This window comes from Enterobacter sp. SENG-6, from assembly GCF_001605945.1.
Lineage (GTDB): Bacteria > Pseudomonadota > Gammaproteobacteria > Enterobacterales > Enterobacteriaceae > Enterobacter > Enterobacter cloacae.
On sequence record NZ_LOMM01000077.1, the window covers coordinates 98,061 to 115,258 of the forward strand.

General features: G+C 55.9%; 17 protein-coding genes. 7 read left to right on the forward strand and 10 right to left on the reverse strand.

All coding sequences use genetic code 11. The features are described from left to right. Positions 1 to 4: 4 nt before the first annotated feature. The 7 genes from cydB to AX755_RS23020 form a co-directional block, all read right to left on the reverse strand. Positions 5 to 1,015, reverse strand: coding sequence for a cytochrome d ubiquinol oxidase subunit II (cydB, locus tag AX755_RS22990; RefSeq protein ID WP_029883802.1), 1,011 nt, complete (start codon positions 1,013 to 1,015; stop codon positions 5 to 7). Next, complete coding sequence (locus AX755_RS22995; protein WP_062857531.1) at positions 1,015 to 2,418, reverse strand: cytochrome ubiquinol oxidase subunit I; 1,404 nt, start codon at positions 2,416 to 2,418, stop codon at positions 1,015 to 1,017. Before AX755_RS22995 ends, cydB begins: the two co-directional genes overlap by 1 nt. Before the next feature lie 67 nt (positions 2,419 to 2,485). Then, positions 2,486 to 3,358 (reverse strand): manganese catalase family protein, encoded by an 873-nt coding sequence (locus tag AX755_RS23000; RefSeq protein ID WP_020688584.1) that lies wholly within the window; start codon positions 3,356 to 3,358, stop codon positions 2,486 to 2,488. A gap of 15 nt (positions 3,359 to 3,373) precedes the next feature. Next, positions 3,374 to 3,880, reverse strand: a complete 507-nt coding sequence (locus AX755_RS23005; protein WP_013096663.1) for a ferritin-like domain-containing protein — start codon at positions 3,878 to 3,880, stop codon at positions 3,374 to 3,376. Between the two features lie 25 nt (positions 3,881 to 3,905). Then, entirely contained in the window at positions 3,906 to 4,109 is a 204-nt protein-coding gene (locus tag AX755_RS23010; protein WP_013096662.1) for a hypothetical protein, read from the reverse strand. Between the two features lie 23 nt (positions 4,110 to 4,132). Next, positions 4,133 to 4,627 carry a YciE/YciF ferroxidase family protein gene (locus tag AX755_RS23015; protein WP_014831873.1) on the reverse strand — a complete coding sequence of 165 codons (495 nt, stop codon included), beginning with the start codon at positions 4,625 to 4,627 and terminating at the stop codon, positions 4,133 to 4,135. An 89-nt stretch (positions 4,628 to 4,716) separates the two neighbouring features. After that, positions 4,717 to 4,902 (reverse strand): general stress protein, encoded by a 186-nt coding sequence (locus tag AX755_RS23020; RefSeq protein ID WP_004150795.1) that lies wholly within the window; start codon positions 4,900 to 4,902, stop codon positions 4,717 to 4,719. 528 nt (positions 4,903 to 5,430) lie between these two features. Between AX755_RS23020 and hglS the strand changes: the two genes are divergently transcribed. Then, positions 5,431 to 6,774 carry a 2-oxoadipate dioxygenase/decarboxylase HglS gene (gene hglS / locus AX755_RS23025; RefSeq protein WP_020688588.1) on the forward strand — a complete coding sequence of 448 codons (1,344 nt, stop codon included), beginning with the start codon at positions 5,431 to 5,433 and terminating at the stop codon, positions 6,772 to 6,774. Positions 6,775 to 6,816: 42 nt separating this feature from the next. Continuing rightward, positions 6,817 to 8,322 (forward strand): carboxylesterase/lipase family protein, encoded by a 1,506-nt coding sequence (locus AX755_RS23030; protein ID WP_038980629.1) that lies wholly within the window; start codon positions 6,817 to 6,819, stop codon positions 8,320 to 8,322. On the opposite strand, the gene AX755_RS23035 is transcribed toward AX755_RS23030, so the two are convergent. Beyond that, positions 8,309 to 9,151 (reverse strand): LysR family transcriptional regulator, encoded by an 843-nt coding sequence (locus tag AX755_RS23035; RefSeq protein ID WP_062857532.1) that lies wholly within the window; start codon positions 9,149 to 9,151, stop codon positions 8,309 to 8,311. The two genes, AX755_RS23030 and AX755_RS23035, sit on opposite strands and share 14 nt — an antisense overlap. 113 nt (positions 9,152 to 9,264) lie before the next feature. Here AX755_RS23035 and AX755_RS23040 point away from each other — a divergent pair, with 113 nt between their 5' ends. The 3 genes from AX755_RS23040 to AX755_RS23050 all read left to right on the forward strand — a co-directional run bounded on the left by AX755_RS23040 (position 9,265) and on the right by AX755_RS23050 (position 13,117). Then, positions 9,265 to 10,434, forward strand: coding sequence for a pyridoxal phosphate-dependent aminotransferase (locus AX755_RS23040; protein WP_062857533.1), 1,170 nt, complete (start codon positions 9,265 to 9,267; stop codon positions 10,432 to 10,434). A gap of 10 nt (positions 10,435 to 10,444) precedes the next feature. Further along, positions 10,445 to 11,218, forward strand: a complete 774-nt coding sequence (locus AX755_RS23045) for an ABC transporter substrate-binding protein (protein WP_014831878.1) — start codon at positions 10,445 to 10,447, stop codon at positions 11,216 to 11,218. Between the two features lie 243 nt (positions 11,219 to 11,461). After that, complete coding sequence (locus tag AX755_RS23050; RefSeq protein ID WP_013096654.1) at positions 11,462 to 13,117, forward strand: glucan biosynthesis protein D; 1,656 nt, start codon at positions 11,462 to 11,464, stop codon at positions 13,115 to 13,117. Between the two features lie 139 nt (positions 13,118 to 13,256). Here AX755_RS23050 and ydcK read toward each other — a convergent pair whose 3' ends face one another. Further along, entirely contained in the window at positions 13,257 to 14,237 is a 981-nt protein-coding gene (gene ydcK / locus AX755_RS23055) for a YdcK family protein (RefSeq protein ID WP_062857534.1), read from the reverse strand. Between the two features lie 122 nt (positions 14,238 to 14,359). On the opposite strand from ydcK, the gene tehA reads away from it, so the two are divergent. Further along, positions 14,360 to 15,361, forward strand: a complete 1,002-nt coding sequence (tehA, locus tag AX755_RS23060) for a dicarboxylate transporter/tellurite-resistance protein TehA (RefSeq protein ID WP_013096651.1) — start codon at positions 14,360 to 14,362, stop codon at positions 15,359 to 15,361. Next, on the forward strand, positions 15,361 to 15,954 hold the full coding sequence (tehB, locus tag AX755_RS23065; RefSeq protein WP_013096650.1) for a tellurite resistance methyltransferase TehB: 594 nt from the start codon (positions 15,361 to 15,363) through the stop codon (positions 15,952 to 15,954). Before tehA ends, tehB begins: the two co-directional genes overlap by 1 nt. Here the strand turns inward: tehB and pepT are convergent. Then, entirely contained in the window at positions 15,951 to 17,180 is a 1,230-nt protein-coding gene (gene pepT, locus AX755_RS23070) for a peptidase T (protein WP_062857535.1), read from the reverse strand. The genes tehB and pepT overlap by 4 nt on opposite strands. Between the last annotated feature and the right edge of the window lie 18 nt (positions 17,181 to 17,198).

Below are 17,198 nucleotides of genomic sequence, written 5' to 3' on the forward strand. Positions count from 1 at the left end.
CACCTCAGTGGTAACCTTCTGTATCAGAAACTTTTCCCCGAAAGACGTAGTAACTCCAGGCGGTGTACACCAGGATCACCGGAATAATCAGTAATGTCCCCACCAGCATAAAGAGCTGGCTGGCGGGCGGGGCCGCGGCATCCCACAGGCTAATGCGCGGCGGAATAATGTTCGGCCACAGGCTGATGCCCAGTCCGCTAAAACCGAGGAAGATAAGCCCAAGCGTCAACAGGAACGGACGCGCGTGGCTGGCCGGGTTGCGGGTCAAGCGCCAGATCCACAGGCTAAATATGCCCACCAGCAGAGGCACCGGCAGGAACCAGAAGAAGTTAGGCAGGGTAAACCAGCGCTCGGCCACGTACTGCCAGCCGAGTGGCGTCCAGATGCTCACCACCGCGATGACGACAATCAGCGCCAGCAGCACGTGGCGGGTCAGTTCGCGCATGCGGTTTTGCAGTGCACCTTCGCTTTTCATGATAAGCCACGTGGTGCCCAGCAGCGTGTAGGCCACCACCAGCCCGATACCGCAGAACAGGTTGAAGGGGGTCAGCCAGTCGAGGGCAGACCCCACGTAGCGTCGGCCTTCTACTTCAAAACCGTTGATCACCGCGCCGACCACCACGCCCTGGCTGAAGGTGGCGAGTAGCGAGCCTCCCGCAAAGGCATAGTCCCAGAACTGGCGGTGAGAGGGCGTCGCTTTGAAGCGGAACTCAAAGGCGACACCGCGAAAGATAAGACCGATCAGCATGGCGGTAAGCGGAATGGTGAGCGCATCGATGATCACCGCATAGGCCAGCGGAAAGGCGCCAAACAGCCCTGCGCCGCCCAGCACCAGCCAGGTTTCGTTGCCGTCCCAGACGGGGGCCACGCTGTTCACCATCACGTCGCGCTCTTTAGCATCGCCCACGAAGTTAAACAGCAGACCGATCCCCAAATCAAAGCCATCCATAATGATGTACATCAGGGTGGCGAAGACGATGATGGCAAACCAGATAACCGAGATATCGACGCCCATCAGATTCTCTCCTCTTCCGGAACAGACTCAGCGGCAGACAGCGGACGGGCGGGAGTGCCCGAGGTGTTTGAGGTTAGCGTGTCCACCGGCTGTGGTCCTTTCTTAATCAGACGCACAAGGTAGACATAGCCCACGCCAAACACCGAGCAATAAACGACGATGAAGGCCAGCAGGCTGATGCTCATCTGCAGCGTGCTATGCAGAGAGACCGCGTCGATGGTGCGCAGATAGCCGTAGACCACCCACGGCTGGCGACCCACTTCGGTGGTTACCCAGCCTGCGAGCAGCGCCAGCAGACCGGCTGGCCCCATACAGAGAGCAAACCAGTGGAACGGGCGCGAGTGATACAGCCGGTGGCGATAGCGTAACCACAGGCTCAGGACACCGAGGGCGATCATCAACAGCCCCATGCCAACCATGATGCGGAACGACCAGAAGACGATGGTGGAGTTCGGGCGATCTTCTTTCGGGAAATCTTTCAGCGCGGGGACCTGTTTATCCAGACTGTGGGCAAGGATCAGGCTGCCGAGGGCCGGGATCTCAAGCCCGTATTTGGTGCGCTCCTCTTCCATATCCGGCAGACCAAACAGCAGCAGCGGGGTGGCTTCCCCTGGCGGATTTTCCCAGTGCCCCTCGATGGCGGCGATTTTGGCAGGCTGATGTTCAAGCGTGTTCAGGCCATGCATATCCCCGACTACGGCCTGAATGGGGGCGACCAGCAGGGCCATCCACATAGCCATCGAGAACATTTTGCGAATGGCGGGCGTGTCGTTGCCGCGCAGCAGGTGCCAGGCTCCCGACGCGCCCACAAACAGTGCGCTGCACAGGAATGCGGCAATGGACATGTGAATCAGCCGGTACGGGAAAGAGGGGTTGAAGATGACGGCCAGCCAGTCTTCAGGGATCACCTGACCGTTCTCAATGGTGAAGCCCTGCGGAGTGTGCATCCAGCTGTTAGAGGCGAGGATCCAGAAGGTGGACATTAGCGTACCCAGCGCCACCATGCAGGTTGCGAAGAAGTGCAGTCCCGGTCCAACCTTGTTCCAGCCGAACAGCATTACGCCGAGGAAACCGGCCTCCAGGAAGAAAGCGGTTAATACCTCGTAGGTCAGCAATGGCCCGGTGATGCTGCCTGCAAACTGAGAGAACCCGCTCCAGTTGGTGCCGAACTGATAGGCCATGACCAGCCCGGACACAACGCCCATACCAAAGTTGACGGCAAATATTTTGAGCCAGAAATGGTACAGGGAGCGCCAGACGTCGTTTTTGGTACGCAGCCACATCCCTTCGAGCACCACCAGATAGCTGGCAAGCCCGATAGTGATCGCCGGGAAGAGAATATGAAACGAGACGGTAAAAGCGAACTGAATTCTCGCCAGATGAAACGCGTCGAGTTCGAACATGGTCCGTACCTCTGGAACGATGGGGCACGAGAATTACCAGGCAGCGGGAGCTGCCTGGCAAAACCGGTTACGGTTTTTTCTTACCGGCGCCTAGCTCGGCACCTGTTAACGGGTCGGCGTTCGGATCGGATTTTGTACGAGCAGACATCGCCTTAACGAGCGTAGCCTGTTCGGTCGAGAGCGTCACGCTTGCACTCCCGTCTCCACCGTCAACCGCAGGTTGGGGGGCCTCAACGTAGTCGAAATGCTTATCGCTGTTCCAGCTTCCGCGGACCTCGCCACCTTCAGACATATTGTAGTACTTGTTGGTGAATTCCTCGATTGGCGGCAATTTCCCCGGCGGGAAATTATTGCGAATAGACTGAAGCGCCTTCTCGAAGGAGAGCTGGTGCGCCGCCTCTCGCGTCATCAGAAACGCCAGTGCATCTTTCACCCCGGGATCGTCTGTCACGTTGATCAGACGCTCATAGATGATTTTTGCCCGCGCCTCTGCGGCCACGTTCGAGCGCAGATCCGCCGTGGGTTCACCAATGGTATCAACATAGGCCGCCGTCCAGGGCACACCCGCAGAGTTAGTGAGCGGGGTACCGCCGCCGTAGAGCAGGGAGGTGATATGGCTGTCGTTGCCGTTTTCGGTCATGGACCGGTACAGCTCGGCTTCGTTCTCTACCCCTTCCGCCAGCGCGCCTTTGGCTCCTTTATTCAGCATGCCGACCAGCGTCCCGATGATTTCAAGGTGGCTCAACTCTTCGGTCGCGATATCCATCAGCATATCTTTACGGCCAGGATCGTCATCACTCAGGCCCTGGGTGAAGTAGCGGCAGGCGGCCGCCAGCTCACCCTGCGGCCCGCCAAATTGTTCCAGCAGAAGATTGGCGAGGCCGGGATTCGGTTCAGCAACGCGAACCGTGTATTGCAGCTGTTTGACGTGTCGAAACATACACTCTCCTGTGGTTTATTTTTTCGCTTCGACACCTGATGCATCAGAACGCAGCAGGAACTGTTCCGTCGTTTGCGGAATATGACGAATTAGCCAGTCGGCCATCTCGCGCTCTTCGGCAAGAATGGTCTCGATGGCGGGTACAGAGGCGGTGTCGCCCGCTTTTTTGGCCGCGGCCAGCAGGGAGGTGTAGCAGGCAATTTCGAACTGTTCGAAAACATAGCCGCTGATGGAGCCTTTAACAATCTCATCGGACGGGAACATACCGCCGATGGACTGGCCGAGCGCAGCCATTTTGCTCATCGAGTCTTTTAAAACCGAACGAGAAATATCATTACGATCGAGGATTTCCTCCAGCAATGTGATTTGCCGTTTTGTCTCATTAAGGTGCTGCTCAATACGGGCGCGAACATCAGGATAATTTTCAATACGGCTGGCCATCGATTCCAGCATTGATTCGGCTTGCTTTTCCATTGCATGGGCATCGCGTAGCCAGTCATGATAGTGTTCTACGTGATTCATATTTCGTTCCTCATTATAGGTTCGCTTATTTGGTCTCACTTTCAGCAGCCTGATCGGCACGTGCGGCACTGTAGCCAGATAAATGGCCGACAATATTGGCGTAAATACTGATGATAATGACCCATAGTACGCTATTCTTCCACCATATTACGGAAGGGATAGCAAGAATGAACCATATTATAGCTGCCGTTAAATGGCACCGTTTAATTGTCCTGGGACTGATGCTCATTATATTTAACCTGTGTTATAGCGTCATTTTTGCGCTTTTTGGTTAATATTTCCTACGGCCAGGTCGGTGAGTTTAAGATCGGTTTCTTTTTCTTCTTCCAGTGTTTCGGCAAGAAGTTTAACGGCTTTTTTATAGCCAAGTTGTTCTGCTAATGTGGCAAGGGTACCGTAACTGGCAATTTCGTAATGTTCCACTTTTTGCGCAGCGGCAATTAATGCTGCATCACGGACTTCATTTTTTTCTGTGCTTTCGATGACCTCATTGGCCTCTTCAATTAAGCCTTCCATTGCCACACATTTCATTCGCTTAAGCTTAATACCGTCTTCCTGTTCGATAATCTGATCGATACGCTCAATCTGACCCTGCGTCTCCTCAAGGTGGGCGGTGAAAGCCGCGCTGAGCTTTTCACTGGAGGCGGCACGGGCAAGTTTGCTCAGGGCTCGGGTGAGCTGTTTTTCCGCGCTGTAGGTATCGGACAGTAGATGAATAAAAACATCCTCGATACTTTTCATATTCATATATTTTGCTCCGGTTAAAACGTTAAGGGAACTGCGAGCCTTTCGGCCCGCAGCATGCTCTCTGGTATTACTGAGACAGCTTAATAAAATCAGGAGTTATCAGATTTACGGCCTCCGCCGTGACTATTCTGACCCCCTTTCTTACCTGCTTCAGATGCGCGTTGCGGATCGTTTTTGAAATTACCGCCGCTGTGCTGGCCGCCTTTACGTCCAGCTTCTGATGCTTTTTCACGGTCTTCAGCGAAATTACCGGAACCACCACGATGCTCTGCCATATTAAACCTCATAGTCATATATTGGTTATGTCAGTACGATACAGAAATATTCCGTATCACTCGTCGTTCGAGTAATAACTTTAGACGCTGTGCGGCATGCGTCAAATGCGTTTCGCCATTCACGGTTGCGTTATTTAAAAATATTGGTGGGTTTACGCTTCGTTTGGCGAAAAAATATGGATGAGTGGGAAGGACTTGTAAAAAAATGCTCGGATTAATCCTAAGTTGCCGCTAAAAACCTGAAAGGTGAGGATAAAAATTGTAGCGCCACAATTTCGTTCAATTTTTAGCCGGGATGGCCTCCAAAATTACTCCTTTATAGCTAGAAAACAGAATAATCATTAATTATAAGGAAACTCCTGGACGACGGGCCGGGGGGAAAGGAAGGGGGCCTGGTACGGCCGCGACAGGTTCGGGCAGCACACGGTTTGACCACTGTCGTCGTAAGATCACAAATCGTAAATTCTTCCCCCCGGAAGGAACGGGTTTCTCTACACTCCAGGTAATATTCACTGGAGGCATGACACCATGGCGAACACCATCACGGCTGATGATATTCGGGAACATTTTTCGCAGGCTATGTCGGCGATGTACCAGCAGGAAGTTCCGCAGTACGGCACCTTGCTTGAGCTGGTCGCGGACGTAAACCTGGCGGTTCTGGAAAACAATCCACTCTTACATGAACAACTGGCGAATGCAGATGAGCTGGCGCGCCTGAATGTGGAGCGTCACGGGGCTATCCGCGTTGGCACCGCAAAAGAGCTTTCTACTTTACGTCGTATGTTTGCCATCATGGGCATGTACCCGGTCAGCTACTATGATCTCTCTCAGGCGGGCGTTCCGGTTCACTCGACGGCATTTCGCCCGGTGGATGATGCGGCGCTGTGCCGTAACCCGTTTCGTATCTTTACCTCACTGCTGCGCCTTGAGTTGATTGAGAACGTTGCCCTCCGCGAGCGGGCGGCGGAGATCCTCTCTCACCGCAACATCTTTACGCCGCGCTGCCTGGCGCTCATCGAACTGCACGAAAAAGAAGGGGCGTTCACCGAGGCGCAGGCGCGGGAGTTTGTTCAGGAAGCGTTAGAAACCTTCCGCTGGCACCGTCATGCGACGGTCGATCAGGAGACCTATCTGGCGCTGCATAATGAGCATCGCCTGATTGCGGATGTGGTCTGTTTCCCGGGATGCCACATCAACCACCTTACGCCACGCACGCTGGATATTGACCGGGTGCAGGAGCTGATGCCGAAGTACGGCATTGAACCCAAAATTCTGATTGAAGGGCCGCCGCGCCGCGAGGTGCCGGTGTTATTGCGTCAGACCAGCTTCAAGGCGCTGGAAGAGCCGGTGCTGTTTGCCGGGGAACATAAAGGCACCCATACCGCGCGCTTTGGTGAAATTGAACAGCGCGGGGTGGCGTTGACGCCGAAAGGTCGCGAGCTTTATGACAGTTTGCTCGCCGAGTCCGGCACCGGTAAAGACAACCTGACCCATCAGCTTCATCTGCGTGAAGTGTTCAGCGCCTTCCCGGACAGCGAGCTGATGATGCGCCGACAGGAGCTGGCGTATTTCCGCTATCGCCTGACGCCAGCGGGTGAAGCGCATCGTCATGCGTTTCGTCCGGGCGACGATCCGCAGCCGTTAATTGAACGCGGGTGGGTGGTTGCCCAGCCGATCACCTATGAAGATTTCCTGCCGGTCAGCGCCGCAGGGATTTTCCAGTCCAATCTCGGGAATGAAACCCAGGCGCGCAGCCACGGTAACGCCAGCCGGGATGCCTTCGAAGCGGCGCTGGGCTGCCCGGTCTATGACGAGTTCGCACTGTACGAGGAGGCGGAAACCCGCAGCAAACAGCGTTGCGGTTTGCTCTGAAATCGTTACTCTTCAGGGGTGTGATGGAAAAAGAAGGTAGTTATGCAATATCCCTCCGCCCCTGTGGTTGAAACGCGCTACGGCGCACTGGCTGGTTTTACGGATAATACTGTTCAGGCGTGGTACGGCATTCCCTACGCCGCACCGCCCGTTGGCAACTGGCGCTGGCGCTCACCGCGACCGCCCGAACGCTGGGATGGGGTTCGCACGGCAACGGCGTTTTCCGCCTCAAGCTGGCAAAGCAGCGAATATTGCCAGGAGCTGGGTGGCGGGGATCCCGGACAGTTTTCAGAGGATTGTCTTTATCTTAATGTGTGGTCGCCCGTTGACCGCGTTGAGCCGCTGCCGGTGATGGTCTGGCTGCACGGTGGTGGGTTCACGCTCGGCGCGGGTGGGTTACCGCCCTATAACGGCAGGGCGCTGGCGGAACGCGGCGTGGTGGTGGTCACCCTCAATTACCGTCTTGGTCATCTCGGCTTTTTCGCCCATCCTGCGCTGGAGGGGGAAGAAGATCGCGTGGTGCACAATTTTGCCCTGCTGGATCAGATCGCCGCTCTCGAATGGGTGCGGGACAATATCGCCGCGTTTGGCGGCAATCCCGAAAACGTCACGCTGTTTGGTGAATCAGCTGGCGCACGCAGCGTGTTGTCGCTGCTGGCCTCGCCGCTGGCGAAAGGGTTATTTCATAAAGCGATTGTGCAAAGTGGCTATACCTTGCCGGATACCCCGCGCGAGCAGGCCCTGCGAAAAGGGGAAGCGCTGGCCGCGCATTTTGGGCTGGAGAACGCGACAGCGGAGCAGTTGCGTGCTATTCCACCTGAGTCGTTCTGGCCGTTAACGGCACCGCTGAATATCGCCCCGGCCCCTGTTGCCGGAGATTGTGTTCTCCCGGAGCCGATGCTGGACGTCTTCTTTGCCGCCCGTCAGCAGCCTGTCCCCATCATGATTGGCTCCAACAGCGACGAGGCGAGCGTAATGGCGGTGTTTGGCATCGATCTCGCCGGACAAATTCAGAAGCTCCGCCGGGAGCGGCGCTTTGGTCTGGGGCTGATCAAGCTGCTCTATCCAGGCGTGAAAGGCGATGAAGAGCTGGGAAGGCAGGTGTGCCGGGATATGGCGTTCACCACCATGGGCTATGTGGTGATGCAGGCCCAGCAGCGCGTCGGCGCGCCGTGCTGGCGCTACTGGTTTGACTATGTGGCCGAAGCGGAGCACGCCACCTATATCAACGGTGCCTGGCACGGCAACGAGGTGCCGTATGTGTTTGATACGCTCGGAGAGGTGGAACCTTCACGGCAGTATGTGAACGCGCGTGATTTACAGTTCGCCGCCCACGTGGCCGACTATTGGGTGAGTTTTGCCCGCGATGCGGGGCATCGTGACAGCCTGCCTGGGCCGACGCACTGGCCAGCCTGCCGTAAAGGGCGTGACGTCCTGTTACGCATTGGTGTGAATAAGCATGCAGGTTTTAAGCTTGAAAACCGCTTTATGCGCGCCCGCATGAGCCTCTTTAAACGGGTGATGAAGCACCACGTTAACCTCGATTAAGCAAACAGGCGCGAAACGCGGCCAGGCCGTTTTCCGTGCCTGGCGCTTCGCGCAGCACCAGCCGGTAGCTCGCACCGGTTTTGATGCTGGTCGCAAAAGGCCGCACCAGCCTTCCTGCGCGGATGTCCTCTTCCACCAGCGTTTCATCGGCGATGGCGACGCCCAGCCCCTGAATGGCCGCCGTAATGGCGAGATCCATCGTGTCGAAGTGTTGATTTTTGTGCATAACAACGCCCGGCTCATCCTGTTTCGCCAGCCACAGTGACCAGTCGGTTTTATCCCGTGTCGGGTGAAGAAAGGTTAATGAACCCAGTCCAGTCCCCGCCCGCAGCGGGCTGAGCACCGGAGTTAACGCCTCTTCGAACAGCAGATCGCCCGCGCTCATGTGCGTGCCAAACACGATGGCGGCGTCGTAGGATTCGGTTTTAAAGTTGACGTTATGATCGGTGGTGGTGGTCAACGCGATTTGCAGATCGGGCTGCTCGCGCTCTACCTCCAGCAGGCGCGGCACCAGCCAGCGCATGGCGCAGGTAGGCGCTTTCAGCCGGATCACCGTATGCTGGGTGCGGGCCCGAACGGCCACGTTCAGCATCTGTTCGAAAGCGGATTGTAGCTCCGGCAGCAGGGCGCTACCCTGGGAAGAGAGGCGCAACCCGCGCGCGTGGCGCTCAAAAAGCGGAAAGCCAAACCACGCTTCCAGAGCGGCGATTTTACGGCTCACGGCCCCCTGAGTCAGACAAAGCTCTCTGGCGGCATGGGTGAGATTCAGGTGACGCGCGGTCACCAGAAAGGCGTCGATGGCATTGAGCGGGAGCGAACGGCGCGACATAAAAACACCTCAGCTATGCATTTTTCTCATGGCTATTATGACAACAATTCGATTGTCCCGGCAACGGCGTTGTTGTTTGAATAGTTATGCAATCCCCATGAGAAGGATAAATGATGACCCTGAAGACCGCGGTACAAACCCGTTCCAAATTACCGGATGTGGGTACCACCATTTTTACCGTAATCGGCCAGCTTTCTGCTCAGCACAACGCCATCAATCTTTCTCAGGGCGCACCGAATTTTTCCTGCGACCCGAAACTGATTGCGGGCGTAACCCGCGCAATGGAGGCAGGGCATAACCAGTATGCCGCGATGACCGGCCTGCAGCCTTTGAAAGAGCGTATCGCGGAGAAAATTGCCACCCTTTACGGCACCACGTATGACCCGGGGCGCGAGGTGCTGGTTACCGCCAGTGCCAGCCAGGGGCTCTATTCCGCCATCAGCGGGCTGGTGCATCCGGGCGATGAGGTGATCTACTTCGAACCGTCATTTGATAGCTACGCGCCGATTGTTCGCCTTCAGGGCGCCACCCCGGTCGCCATCAAACTCACGGTGCCGGATTTTGCCGTGAACTGGGATGAGGTCCGCGCGGCCATCACCCCCAAAACGCGTATGATCATCATCAACACGCCACATAATCCAAGCGGGCAGGTGTTCTCCGCGAATGACCTGCAGCAGCTGGTGGCCGTGACGCGCAATACCGATATCATTATTTTGTCTGACGAAGTGTACGAGCACGTCGTTTTTGACGATGAGCCGCACCACGGTATGGCTACACATCCGCAGCTGGCGGAGCGTAGCGTCATTATCTCTTCCTTCGGAAAAACCTATCACGTTACCGGATGGCGCGTGGGGTACTGTGTTGCACCGGCGGCACTGATGGAAGAGATTTGTAAAGTGCATCAATTTTTGATGTTTTCTGCCGATACGCCAATGCAGCATGCGTTTGCCGAACATATGACCGATCCGCAAACCTGGCTGTCGCTGGCGCCGTTTTATCAGCGCAAGCGCGATCTGCTGCAAACTCTGCTGGCTGAGTCGCCGTTTAAACTGCTGCCGAGTGCGGGCTCGTTCTTCCTGCTGGCGGATTACAGCCCATTCAGCGACGAGCCCGACAGTGAGATGGTGAAACGGCTGATCGTTGAGTGCGGTGTCGCGACCATTCCACTATCCGCTTTCTATACGGATGGTACGGACAATAAATTGATTCGTCTCTCTTTTGCCAAAGATGAGGCGACGTTACGGGCAGGTGCCCAGGCCCTGTGTCGGGTTAAACCACGCTAAGGAGTTTGAGATGAAATTACGCGCGTTAGTTGTCGGCATGGGACTGCTGTGTACGTTTTCGTCATTCGCGGCCACCGAACTGCGGTACGGGCTGGAAGCGGAATATCCACCGTTTGAGAGCCGCAATGCCTCCGGCGAGCTGGAAGGGTTTGACGTTGAATTGGGGAATGCCATTTGCAAAGCCGCAGCGCTGAAATGCACCTGGGTGGAAACATCCTTTGATGCGTTGATTCCGGGACTGGTGGCGAAGAAATTTGATGCCATCAACTCGGCGATGAACATCACCGAACAGCGGCGCAAAAGTATTGATTTTACCCAACCTATCTACCGCATCCCCTCGCAGTTAGTGGGCAAGGCCGGAACCGCAGTAGAGGCGACACCTGAAGGGCTGAAGGGCAAAACCATTGGCGTGTTGCAGGGTTCCATTCAGGAAACCTATGCCAAAGAGCACTGGGAAAAGCAGGGTGTCACGGTAGTGTCGTATAAAGATCAGAATATGGCGTGGGGCGATTTGCTGAATGGCCGCATCGACGCCTCGCTGGTGATGTCCGCGGCCGGGCAGGCAGGGTTCCTGAGCAAGCCGCAGGGGAAAGGGTTTGGCTTTATCGGCAAACCGGTGTCTGACGACACCATCCTCGGCAGCGGGATCGGCTTTGGGCTGCGCAAAGGGGATGAGGCCACCAAAAAGCAGCTTGATGCCGCGATTGATAAAGTTCGTGCCGACGGCACGATCGCAAAACTCGCTGATAAGTACTTCCCGGGTATCGATGTCAGCGTAAAATAACCACCTCATTTCGCCCCGGTTGTCGATGTCGCACCGGGGCATTTTTCTTCACACTTTCCAGGCTTTCTTTACACCACTTTCGGGCCGTTCTGGTCGACAGAAAATATTTCTCACTTTGCTCATATAATCACCGGCCAACAATTGGATTCTTAACCGTTTTTGTTTAGGCTGTGCGTTCTTTCTTGCCGTCATTTCGCCGAGCGCGAAACACATTCACACGACCATAAGGACGTTTTTCCAGGCATGAATCGCAGACGTTTTTTACAAGGTTCGCTGGCAATGGCAGCCCTGAGCGGCACTTCTGGCCTTGCTTCACTGTTCTCCAGAGCGGCCTATGCCGCTGACTCTGACATCGCTGATGGCCAGAGCCGTCGTTTTGACTTCTCCGTACTGCAATCCATGGCCCATGACCTGGCGAAAACCCCGTGGGGTGGTGCGCCGCGTCCGCTGCCGGAAACGCTGGCAACCATGACGCCGCAGGCCTATAACGCCATCCGGTACGATGAAAAGCAGTCCCTGTGGAACAACATTGAAGGCCGTCAGCTTGACGTGCAGTTCTTCCACATGGGGATGGGCTTCCGCCGCCGCGTGCGGATGTTCTCCCTGGACCAGTCGACCTCTCAGGCGCGTGAGATCCACTTCCGCCCGGAGCTGTTCAGCTACGGGGATACCGGGGTAGATACCAAACAGCTGGAAGGGCAGAGCGACCTCGGTTTTGCTGGCTTCCGCGCCTTCAAAGCACCTGAGCTGGCGCGTCGCGATATTGTCTCTTTCCTCGGCGCGAGCTATTTCCGTGCGGTGGATGACACTTACCAGTACGGCCTGTCGGCGCGTGGTCTGGCGGTGGACACCTTTACCGACACGCCGGAAGAGTTTCCTGATTTTACGGCCTTCTGGTTTGAAACCGTCAAACCGGGCGACACCACCTTTACCGTCTATACGCTGCTGGACAGCCCAAGCATTACCGGTGCCTATAAGTTCGTGATCCACTGCGAGAAGAGCCAGGTGATCATGGAAGTGGAAAACCATCTCTATGCGCGTAAAGACATCAAACAGCTCGGTATCGCGCCGATGACCAGTATGTTCAGCTGTGGCAATAACGAGCGCCGTATGTGCGACACCATTCATCCGCAGATCCATGACTCCGACCGTCTGGCCATGTGGCGCGGTAACGGCGAGTGGATCTGCCGTCCGCTGAACAACCCGCAGAAACTGCAGTTCAATGCCTTTGTCGATAAAAACCCGAAAGGGTTTGGTTTGCTGCAGCTTGACCGGGATTTCTCCCACTATCAGGACGTGATGGGCTGGTATAACAAACGCCCAAGCCTGTGGGTGGAGCCGCGTAACGACTGGGGTAAAGGTGCGGTTGGCCTGATGGAGATCCCGACCACGGGTGAAACGCTGGATAACGTGGTTTGCTTCTGGCAGCCGGAAAAAGCGGTCAAAGCGGGCGATGAGCTGGACTTCAAATATCGCCTGTACTGGAGCGCCATGCCGCCGGTGCGTTCCCCGCTGGCCAACGTCTTCGCGACGCGTACCGGTATGGGTGGCTTCCCGGAAGGTTGGGCGCCAGGTGAACACTACCCGAAAGTGTGGGCCCGCCGCTTCGCTATCGATTTTGTCGGCGGCGATCTGAAAGCGGCCGCGCCGAAGGGGATTGAGCCGGTGATCACGCTCTCCAGCGGTGAGGCGAAGCAGGTTGAAATCCTCTACGTTGAGCCGTTTGACGGATACCGCATTCTGTTTGACTGGTACCCAACGTCCGATTCGACGGAGCCGGTGGACATGCGCCTGTTCCTGCGCTGTCAGGGCGATGCGATCAGTGAAACCTGGCTGTATCAGTATTTCCCGCCAGCGCCGGACAAACGTAATTACGTTGACGACCGGGTAATGCGTTAACGATCGATTCCCTCTCCCTTTGGGCTGAGGGATCCCCATAAATCATGCCTGCACAGACGGCCCCCTCTCCCTTTGGGAGAGGGCTGGGGTGAGGGGCAATAACCGCAGCAAAATCCGAAATTATCCCGGTATCTTCCCCCTATAGCGCGCCCAGCAGGGGCGTGCGGGTGATTCGACTCTCGCCATTAACCACTTTTTCGCCGCGCAGATGAATGCTGTCGCCGTCGAAAGCCTCAATGACGGCATCGTCGGTGATTTCAACGTGGTGCTCAATCAGTACGTCGCCGCTGATCCGCGCCCGTCCCTGAATCACGACCTTATCATCAATCATGATCGGCCCGCCGCGTAGCCACGCCTGACCGCCAATCAGTACGTGGTGTTTAATTACACAGTTGCCTTCCACCACCGCATTCTCAGCCACCTGAGAGCTGTAGCGCTCGGTAGGGATGGCATCGTCGTCGAATCCGGCAATCAGGCGCGCGTTGCCGTACACTTTTGCGCAGTCGCAGACCCAGACGTTATTGATATCGTTCCCTTCAAGAATCGCCTTGTCGAACACCTCGGCACGGTGCTCGATAAACGCATAATTGACGATGGCCTCGCCGTAGATTTGCGCCTGATGCACCACGCGCGACTGGCTGACGGTCGCGTTGTCGTAGATTTTAAGGATCTGCTCCTGGTCTGGGGTTAAGCCTTTGGCGGCGATAATCATGCTGTTATGCAGCACCCGGGCATCACCAAAAATATGGCATTCCCCCCGTACGGTGGAGTTTTGAATGGTGACGTTGTCACTTATTCGCGCCCCATGGCTCACGTTTGCCCCGTCCAGCCAGCTGTTGCCGCTAATATGGGCATGGTCGCTGACGACGCACGGCAGGGTCAGACGGGCATTACCGGAGACGGTCGCACCGGCGAAGACCACGCTGTTTTCGTCGTAGATCCAGCAGTTCCCCTCCTGAGACAAGGCGCGTTCATCTTCAATCCAGCCGCCTTTCGTCCCGGCGACGACGTCATTAAAATCTGTCGTGGCGATAATCTGCTTTAACGTAGCCGAGTGGGGCGTTTCGCCGTTTTTCCAGTGCCAGAGCCGGGTTTCATCGCTGAGCCGATACTTTTTCATCGTGTTATCCCTGGTAAGCGTCTTCACTAAACGTAGCAAACTTTCAGCTTTGCGTTGTGCTGGCATCCGAGGCGGAAACACCTTAAAATGGCATTTCAAATACATTTTAAATTTTAAAATTAATGAATAAAAATGATGAAACCCGGCAGGTACTTAACCTGCCCGCAGGTTATTTTGGCATGGTCCTTGGCATTATCGGCATGGGGTTCGCCTGGCGATACGCCAGCACCCTCTGGCCAGTTACGCGCTGGCCGGGTGAGGGGCTGGTTGCCCTTGCGGTGGTATGTTGGTTTTTACTGACGGTGGCGTTTATTACGCGCGCGGTGCGTTTCCCGCGTAGCGTGCTGGCGGAAATGCGACACCCGGTGATGAGCAGCTTTGTCAGCCTTTTTCCGGCCACCACGATGCTGGTTGCCATTGGGTTTGTCCCCTGGTACCGCCCGGTTTCGCTGGTGTTGTTTGCCGTGGGCGTGGTGGTGCAGCTTGCCTATGCCGCCTGGCAAAGCGCCGGGCTATGGCGCGGTAACCATCCTCAGGAGGCGACAACGCCGGGGTTATATCTGCCTACGGTGGCAAACAATTTTATCAGCGCGATGGCGTGTGGTGCGCTGGGGTTTAACGATGCAGGGTTAGTCTTCCTCGGCGCAGGCGTCTTTTCCTGGCTCAGCCTGGAACCGGTTATTCTCCAGCGCCTTCGCAGCGCGGGTGAACTGCCCACCGCACTGCGTACGTCGCTGGGTATTCAACTGGCCCCGGCGCTGGTTGCCTGTAGCGCCTGGATTAGCGTCAACGGTGGGGAAGCCGATACCTTTGCCAAAATGCTGTTCGGTTATGGCCTGTTGCAACTGCTGTTTATGTTGCGTCTGTTGCCGTGGTACATGTCCCAGCCGTTTAACGCATCGTTCTGGAGCTTCTCGTTTGGCGTGTCGGCACTGGCAACCACCGGTCTGCATCTGGGGCACAGCAGCGCGTCAGGCTTTTTCCACGCCATTGCCGTGCCGCTCTTTATCTTCACTAACTTCATCATTGGGATGCTGTTGGTTCGTACATTCATCCTGCTGATACAGGGCAAACTTCTGGTGCGCACTGAGAAAGCACGGCTTATGCAATCTGAGGAACAATAATGGCTGTCGACGAAAACTACTTCACCGAGAAATATGGACTCACCCGTACCCATTCAGAGGTGCTGTACAGCGCAGAGATCGTTAAGCCCGGTAAAACGCTCGATCTCGGCTGCGGCAATGGCCGCAACAGCCTCTACCTGGCCGCTAACGGTTACGATGTGACGGCGTGGGATAAAAACCCCATGAGCATCGATAACATCGAACGCATTAAAGCGGCGGAAGGGATAGCGAATCTGCAGACGGCGATCAAAGACCTGAACAGCCTGAGCTTTGACGGGGAATACGATTTCATTCTCTCCACCGTGGTGCTGATGTTCCTTGAAGCGAAAACCATCCCTGGTTTGATCGCCAATATGCAGCGCTGCACGAAACCGGGCGGTTACAACCTGATTGTGGCCGCCATGGATACTGCGGATTATCCTTGTACCGTCGGCTTCCCGTTTGCATTCAAAACCGGCGAACTGAGCCACTATTACGAAGGCTGGGATCTGCTTAAGTACAACGAAGATCCCGGCGAACTGCATCGCACCGACGAGAACGGCAACCGCATCAAATTGCGCTTCGCGACCCTGCTGGCACGTAAACCCGCTTAACGGGCGGCCAGCATACAGAGTTGCAGGGCTGTGTGGTAAGAGGCCTCGAACGACGACAGCGGCAGAAACTCAAACCGTGAGTGGAAATTGTGCGCGCCGGTGAAGAAGTTCGGGGTTAACAACCCTTTGGCTGAAAGCGCCGCGCCGTCTGTTCCGCCGCGCATCGGGGTGGGTTTGGGGGTGATGCCAAGGGATTCCATTGCCGCAAACATCAGGTCAATGGCCCGGCGATCTTCCCCAATCGCATTGCTGATATTGCTGTAGGTATCCTCAATCTGGTACTCCACCTTTGCGGTGGGGTGTCGGGCGGCAATCAGCGCCGCGACGTCGGCAATCTGCTGCTTACGGGCGGTAAAGCTTGCCTGATCGAAGTCGCGGATATTCGCTCTCAGTATGGCCTCGTTTTGCCCGGCCTGAATGCCGTTGAACCAGATATAGCCCTCACGCCCCTCGGTGCACTCCGGGGTTTGCTGGCGGTCAAAATGGTTAATAAAATCCGTCGCCATCAGCAGCGGGTTCACCAGCACGCCTTTGGCAGACATGGGGTGCGCGGTGACGCCGGTAAAACGGATTTCTGCCGCCGCCGCGTTAAAGTTTTCATAGACAATTTCGCCCAGCTCACAGCAGTCAATCGTCCAGGCAAAATCAACGTCGAAGCGCTTCAGATCCAGCGCTTTTGCCCCCTTCAGGCCAATCTCCTCATCCGGCACAAACGCAACCACGATATCCCCATGCTGATGCGCCGACGTCAGGTTTTCCAGCAGGGTCATCACCACAGTCACGGCGGCTTTATTATCTGCGCCTAATACGCTGGTTCCATCGCTGAAAATAATCTCTTCGCCGGGATAGGCCAGAATTTCCGGATGCTCATTGACGCGAAGCCAGATCTCTTTCTCTTTATTCAGACAGAGGTCTTCACCATTAAAGGTTAATATTTGTGGATGAATATCCGGTGATAATCCCACGTCAACGGTATCAATATGGGTAATAAATCCAATCCGCGGCGCGCCGGGCACATTGCCTTTTTTTACCGCGGTGACCGTGGCAAATTCATCGATGACAATGTCGTCTAAGCCCAGCTGTGTCAGCTCTTTCGCCAGTTCCCGCGCCATCTCATGCTGGCCCGGAGTGGAAGGGAGAGTACTGACTTTTGCATCGCTCTGGCTGGTGATGGCGAGATAACGGAAAAAGCGTTGCGTTAATTGTCTGGAAAGCGGCGAGCCCATAGTGTTTTCTTCCTTATT